Below are 6,196 nucleotides of genomic sequence, written 5' to 3' on the forward strand. Positions count from 1 at the left end.
GGATCAGGCGCGGCCGGCGGCGGCCGGGCCGAGCGCGGCGTAGGTGTCCTTCAGCCGCAGCTGCGCCTCCTCCACGTCGCGCGGCGGCGGGGTGGGCTTCAGGCCGAGCAGCTTGGCCATGTTGTTGCCGAGGTAGCCCTCCAGGTCCTCCTCCGAGAGGTTCATGCCCTGGGGCGGCGGACCGCACAGCACCTCCAGCTCACGGGCCCACATGCCGGGCTCGTTGGGCGGGGAGTCGGTGCCGAACACCATCTGGTGCCGCTCCATCTGCTGCGCGAACTCCACGATGCGGGACTGGAGCAGCCACCCCGACTCGCCGTAGACGTTCGGGCTGTCGAGGATCATGTACAGGGCCTCGAAGCAGTACACGCCGCCGGTCTGCACACCGAAGTGCGCCAGGATGAAGTTGACGTCCCGGAACTCCCGGATGATCGGGTAGAACTGCGTCGGGATGGAGTACGGGCCGTCGCCGGTGTGGATGAGCACCACGACGCCCAGCTCGTCGCAGACGCGCAGCACCGGCCGCAGCCAGTCCAGCGCCCGGTCGGGGCGGTAGGCGTGCATGTTGGCGTGGAGCTTGACCATCTTGTAGCCGTACTCCTTGACGTGGAACGCCAGCTCCTTCGCGCCGTTCTCCGGCCCGAAGCGCGGGTTGTACATGAAGTTCCCGATGAAGCGGTCGGGGTACGTCGTCACCAGATGGGTGATGTACGCCATGTAGTCGCGGATGCCCTCGCGGCCGGTGCGCATCCCCTCCTGCCAGACGCTGTTGCCGGGCGGGGGCATGATGCAGCCGTAGTCGATGCGCCGCGGCTTGCCGTTGATCATGTATGGCCGGTCCATCATCTCGAGCATGCGCTCACCGGTGAAGGGTTCGCCGTCGTGCCGCCACGCCTGGTCGACGATGTTCGTCGGATGCATGTGGGTGTCGATGATCACGTTCTGTCCTTCCTGGGGTCTGGCCTGTCGCTGCGGCGCGGAGTCGCCTCCCCGCCGTGCCGAACCGTGCAGAACCGTCTGGAGGGAACCCGTCGGGCCCGCCTCACCCCCTTCCGGCGATGTCGTCGGGTCGCACCGGCACCCTGGCCAGCTCCAGCCCCGTCGCGTCGCGCAGGGCGTTGGCGATGGCCGGCGTGGAGGACAGGGTCGGCGGCTCGCCCACCCCGTTCAGCCCGTACGGCGAATCGGGGTGCGGCAGTTCGAGGAGGTCGATGGGGACCGTCGGCATGTCGGCGATGGTCGGGATGAGGTAGTCGGTGAAGGAGGGGTTGCGCACCCGGCCCCCGGAGACGTGCAGTTCCTCCATCACGGCGAGGCCGAGCCCCTGGGCGCTGCCGCCCTCGATCTGCCCCTCCACCGCCAGCGGGTTGATCGCCTTGCCGACGTCCTGCGCGGTGGCCAGCTCGACCACCTTGACCAGGCCGAGTTCGGTGTCGACCTCGACCACCGCGCGGTGCGCGGCGAACGCGAAGGCGATGTGCGCGTCGCCCTGCCCGCGTTCGGGATCGATGGGACGGGTACGGCGGTGCGCGTACTCGTACTCGGTCTCCAACGGCCCGTGTGCGGCGAGTAGTTCGACCAGCGGTGCGTCACCCAGTGCGGTCACCTGTTCCCGCAGGGCCCGGCAGGCGCCCTGGACGGCGCCGCCGCTCATCCAGGTGATGCGGGAGGCGGAGGACGAACCGGCGTCACCGACCGCGGTGTCCGCGGGCAGCACCACCACCCGGTCCACGCCCAGTTCGGTCCGGGCTATCTGCGTCTGCACGGTGACGATGCCCTGCCCGCACTCGGCGGCCGCCGTGTGGATCTCGGCGACCGGCTCGCCGCCCACCAGGGACAGCCGGACCCGGGCCACCGAACGGTCGTCCACCCCGCCGGAGAAGCCGATCGCCTTCACCCCGATCGCGTAGCCGACGCCGCGCCGGACGGACTCGCCGCGCGTGGTGTTGTTCAGGCCGCCCGGCAGCGCGAACGCGGACGCCTCGCGATCGGGGGCCGGCGGCAGCGGGCGGTCGCGCAGCCGGCGCAGCAGCTCCGCGGCGGGCGCGGGCCCGTCCACGGCCTGGCCGGTCGGCAGCACCGTGCCCGTCGTCATGGCGTTGCGCAGCCGCAGCTCCAGCGGGTCCATGCGCAGCTCGCGGGCGAGCCGGTCGAGGTTGGACTCCACGCCGTAGCAGGACTGCACGGCGCCGAAGCCTCGCATGGCCCCGCACGGCGGGTTGTTGGTGAAGACGGAGAACCCGTCGATCTCCGCGTGCGGCACCTCGTACGCCCCGGCCGCGAAGTAGGAGCCGTTGGCGATGACGACCTGCGAGGTGGAGGTGTAGGCGCCCCCGTCGAACAGCAGCCGCGCCGTGACGTAGAGGATCTTTCCCTCGCGGCTGGCGCCGTGCTCGAACCACATCTTCGCCGGGTGGCGGTGGACATGGCCGAAGAAGGACTCCTCGCGGTTGTAGCTCATCTTCACCGGCCGGCCGGTGTGCAGGGCGAGCATCGCCGCGTGGATCTGCACGGACACGTCCTCCCGGCCGCCGAACGCGCCGCCGACGCCCGAGAGCGTCAACCGCACCTTCTCCGGCGGCAGTCCGAGCGCCGCGCACATCTGGTGCCGGTCGTCGTGCAGCCACTGCGTGGAGACCAGGACGTCGACGCCGCCGTCCTCCCCGGGAATCGCCAGCCCGGCCTCGGGGCCCAGGAACGCCTGGTCCTGCATGCCGACCTCGTAGACGCCCCGCGCGACCACCTCGGCCTCCGCCCGCGCCCTCGCCATGTCGCCGTGGCGGATGCGGACATGGCGTACGACGTTGCCGTGGCCGCCGTCGACGCGCTCCTCGTGGACCAGCGGGCCCAGCCCCCGGACGGCGTCCTCCGGGTCGGTGAGGGCGGGCAGCTCCTCGTACTCCACGTCGATCAGGCGCAGGGCCCGGCGCGCGGTCTCGGGGTGGTCGGCGGCCACCAGCGCCACCGGCTCGCCCTGGTAGCGCACCCGGTCCGCCGCGAGCACCGGCTGGTCGGCGACCTTCATGCCGTACCGCGGGCTGCCGGGCACGTCCCGGTGGGTGAGGACCGCCACCACGCCGGGCAGCTTCAGGGCCCGGGCGGTGCCGAGGCGCACGATCCGCGCCGACGGGTGCGGGCTGCGCAGCGTGGCCCCCCACACCATGCCGTCCCAGCGCAGGTCGGAGGCGTAGGCGAAGGCGCCCCGCACCTTCAGGGTGCCGTCCGGGCGCAGGGCGTCGGTGCCCACCCCGCGGCCGGTGTCGAGCCGCTGCCGGGTGCCGGTGGCGGTGATCACGGACGATCACTTCCCTTCTCACTGGTCTCACGGGCAGTGGTGCGGGACGGTGCGCGGCGGGCCGGGAGCCTCGGTCCCGGCCGCTCGGGCACGGAACCGAGACGCCCCGGCGGGGCGGGACTTCGCGGACGCGGCCTACGGCACGGCCCGGACCGGCGCGGCTCCCCGGCCGGGTTCCGGACCCGACGCGACGGCCTGCGACAGCCGGATCCGCAGCCGGCGCACGTGCTCGCGGGCCGCACGCTCGGCCGCGTCCGTGTCGCCCGCGGTCATCGCCTCGAAGATCCGGCGGTGCTCCTCCAGGGCCAGCCGCGGCGCGTCCGGGCTGCGCCACAGGGAGTGCAGCGCCAGGTGCGCCTTGCCCTGGATGGTGTCGAGAGCGGCCGTGAGATGGACGTTGCCGGCGACCTCGCGGATCAGCCGGTGGTACGCCATGTCCATCTCGATGTGCAGCTTCTCGTTCTCGCCCGAGGCCACGACCCGCTCGTGGTCCTCCAGCAGCGCCCGCAGCTCGGCGACCCTGGTGGCGTCGAGCCGCTCGGTCGCGAGGCGGGCCGCCAGTCCCTCCATCACCTCGCGCACGACGTACAGCTGCCGGACGTCCTCCACGTCGACGGTGGCGACCACGGCCCCGCGGTGCGCCACGTGGGTGGCCAGGCCGTCGTGGATGAGGCGCTGCACGGCCTCCCGCACGGGGCTGCGGCTGATGCCCATCTGGGCCGCCAGGGCCGGCACGGACAGGGAGTCCCCGGGCTGCAAGCGGTTCGCCAGCACGGCGCCCTTCAACTCCTCGTACGCCTGGTCCGCCAGCAGGCTTCCGCCTGCGACGGGATTGACGGCCCGTTCGGTCGGCATGATCGCCATCCCCCTTGTCATGGTGTCTCCGCGACTCGCGCTTCATGTTGCATGTAATCCAGAGACTCGTCAACGGGCTCCGGGGACTTGGCTTTTCGCCGCGGGAGCCGCAGATGATGGAAGAACAGGTTGAGGAGCACGGCGGAGAGCGTGCCGAGGATGATCCCGCTCTCGAACAGTGCATGCAGCTGCCGTCCGGGCATCTGCTCGGCGAACTGCGGATACGCCGTGGGCAGGAAGCCGATGCCCACGCTGGCGGCGACCAGGACCGTGTTCCGCTGGTCGGTCAGGTCCGCCTGGAGCAGGATCTGCACCCCCACCACCGCGATCGTGCTGAACAGCACGAGGGTCGCGCCGCCCAGCACCGAGGCGGGCATCGCGGCGATCGCCGCCCCGACCTTCGGCACCAGCCCGAGGAGCAGCATGATGACGCCGGACGCGGCGACCACCCAGCGGCTCTTGACCCGGGTGAGCCGGATCAGGCCGATGTTCTGCGAGTAGACGGTGGTGGGGAAGGAGTTGAGCACCCCCGCGACCGCCGTGGCCAGGCCGTCCGCGCGCAGCGCCCGGACGACGTCGCCGCCGTCGACCTTCCGGTCGACGATCCGCCCGACGGCGAAGAACTGCCCGATGCTCTCGACCGTGATGATGATCATGACGAGCAGCAGGGACAGCACCGCCATCGAGTCCCAGCGGGGCGCCCCGTAGTGCAGCGGCGCGGCCACCCCCACCCAGCCGGCGTCCGAGATCTTCGAGAAGTCGGTGCGGCCCGCGAACGCCGCGACCAGCGTCCCCACACCCAGCCCCGCGAGGACCGCGACCGTGGCCAGGAAGCCGCGCGAGAGCTTGTGCAGCAGCACGATGACGGCCAGGGTCACCGCGGCCAGCCCGAGATGGGCGGGGCTGCCGAAGTCGGCGGCGCCCGTGTCCCCGCCGCCCACCTGGCGGGCCGCGACGGCCAGCAGCGTGATGCCGACGACCGCCAGGATGGTGCCGGTGACCACGGGTGGGAAGAACCGCACCAGCCTGCTGAACAGGGGCGCTATCAGGAACAGCGCGAGGCCCGCCGCGATCACGGCCCCGAAGACGGTGGGCAGCCCGGCCCGCGCGCCGCCGGCCGCCAGCCCGACCGACACCAGCGACGGGACCGCGGTGGTCGACGTGCCCTGCACGATCGGCAGCCGGATCCCGATGCCCGGCAGGCCCACCGCCTGGAGGACGGTGGCGATCCCGCAGGCGATCAGTGAGGCGTTGATCAGCGTGCCGACCTCCTCGCCATCCAGTCCGATGCCCTCCGCCACCAGCAGCGGCATGACCACGGCTCCGGCGTAGAAGGCGAGTACGTGCTGGAAGCCGTAGACGGCCAGCCGCCACACGCGCGGCACCTCGTCCACGGGATCCCGCGGGTCCTGCGGCACCGGCCGGGGCCGGCCCTGACCGCCTGGGGGGAAACGGAACATGTGCGTTCTCCTTCCTCCGCCGCAGCCGCGACGGAATCCCTGCGCCCGCACGATGAATATTGCATGCAACCTAGGCTCGCTCCGGAGGCTGTCAATACGTCGCGCACGGAGGCCGTCCACCGCCGGGGCCGCGCGACCGGACCTGCCGTCCTGCTCAGAGCTGTCGGAGCGGGCCGTTCAACAGGCCTGGAAATCAAGGGCCGTACGGGCCCCGGGCGGTGACGGCACTCTTGACACCGATCATCCTCGCTGCGTTACATGTTTTGGGCAGGCGAGTGGTCCAAGGCGGTCCAAGGCCCCTCGCCGCACCCGCCGGTGACCTCCCGTCAAGGGCAACCGTTCGGCGCCTCCGGCCGTGAGCCCGCCTCCGAGCCGGAGAACACCCCGTTCGCCCACGGCACGGGGCGGCCCCCGCCGCCCAGGAGAGGGAGCGGCATGTCACCTGCGTCATCCTCCGCGCACGACCGGCACTGCGACCTGCTGCTCACCGGCGGCGCGGTCGTCACCGTCGACGCACACCACACGATCCACCGCACCGGGACCGTGGCCGTCACCGGCAACCGGATCGTCGCGGTGGGCCCCGAGA

4 protein-coding genes are annotated in these 6,196 nt (G+C 72.1%); all 4 read right to left on the reverse strand.

The features are described 5' to 3' along the window. Nucleotides 1–3: 3 nt before the first annotated feature. Nucleotides 4–939 carry an amidohydrolase family protein gene (locus GTW67_RS13600; protein WP_161165064.1) on the reverse strand — a complete coding sequence of 312 codons (936 nt, stop codon included), beginning with the start codon at nt 937–939 and terminating at the stop codon, nt 4–6. Nucleotides 940–1,042: 103 nt separating this feature from the next. Then, nucleotides 1,043–3,292: a molybdopterin cofactor-binding domain-containing protein gene (locus GTW67_RS13605; protein WP_524539776.1), complete on the reverse strand. Its 2,250-nt coding sequence runs from the start codon at nt 3,290–3,292 to the stop codon at nt 1,043–1,045. 138 nt (nt 3,293–3,430) lie between these two features. Further along, entirely contained in the window at nt 3,431–4,150 is a 720-nt protein-coding gene (locus GTW67_RS13610; protein ID WP_161165066.1) for a GntR family transcriptional regulator, read from the reverse strand. 17 nt (nt 4,151–4,167) lie between these two features. After that, nucleotides 4,168–5,610, reverse strand: a complete 1,443-nt coding sequence (locus tag GTW67_RS13615) for a nucleobase:cation symporter-2 family protein (protein WP_161165067.1) — start codon at nt 5,608–5,610, stop codon at nt 4,168–4,170. Nucleotides 5,611–6,196 lie beyond the last annotated feature (586 nt).

This window comes from Streptomyces sp. SID5910, from assembly GCF_009862125.1.
Lineage (GTDB): Bacteria > Actinomycetota > Actinomycetes > Streptomycetales > Streptomycetaceae > Streptomyces.

What these genes read in the sequence shown, in the direction of transcription:
- GTW67_RS13610 (WP_161165066.1), bottom strand. Translation starts at nt 4,150, where the DNA reads ATGCCGACCGAACGGGCCGTCAATCCCGTCGCAGGCGGAAGCCTGCTG.
- GTW67_RS13615 (WP_161165067.1), bottom strand. Translation starts at nt 5,610, where the DNA reads ATGTTCCGTTTCCCCCCAGGCGGTCAGGGCCGGCCCCGGCCGGTGCCG.